The organism is Pseudomonas sp. 43(2021), from assembly GCF_017490805.1.
GTDB lineage: Bacteria > Pseudomonadota > Gammaproteobacteria > Pseudomonadales > Pseudomonadaceae > Aquipseudomonas.
The window spans coordinates 1-597 of record NZ_JAFGYJ010000174.1; the positions used below are offsets into that span (position 1 = coordinate 1).

The 597-nt window shown below is 59.6% G+C and carries 1 protein-coding gene; it reads right to left on the reverse strand.

Annotated elements, in window-relative coordinates; genetic code table 11:
- A partial coding sequence (locus J5M71_RS26600) for an MFS transporter (protein WP_207838457.1) occupies positions 1–597 on the reverse strand: 597 nt, incomplete at both ends.

The following is a 597-nucleotide window of genomic DNA, read 5'->3' on the forward strand; positions in this document are numbered from 1 at the left end:
CCAGGGTGATCAGCACGAAGGCGAGGAACGGGCTGCTGATGCTTTTCAGGCTGAGCAGAATCGGCACAGTGAACAGCGTACCGAGCGCGCCGAACCAGAGCATCGAGTTACGTCGGCCGATCTTGTCGGCGAGCATGCCGAACAACGGCTGCATGCACATATACAGGAACAGCGCGCCGGTCATGATGTAGCTGGCGGTCTTGGCGTGCATCCCGGCGGTGTTCACCAAGTATTTCTTCATGTAGGTGGTGACGGTGTAGAAAATCAGCGAGCCGCCAGCGGTGTAGCCGAGCACGGTGATGAACGCCGCTTTGTGATCGCGGAACAGTGCAGTGATGCTGCCGGCGTCTTTGTGTGCGCGAGTTTCCTCGTTGGTGGTTTCCTTCAGCGAACGACGCAGGAACAGCGAAATCAGCGCCGCCACCGCACCCACCACGAACGGAATCCGCCAGCCGTAGGCACGCAGGTCTTCTTCAGTGAGGAACTGTTGCAACACCACCACCAGCGACACCGCCAGCAGCTGCCCGCCAATCAGCGTCACGTACTGGAACGAGGCGAAGAAACCGCGTTGGCCCTTGAGCGCGACTTCACTCATGT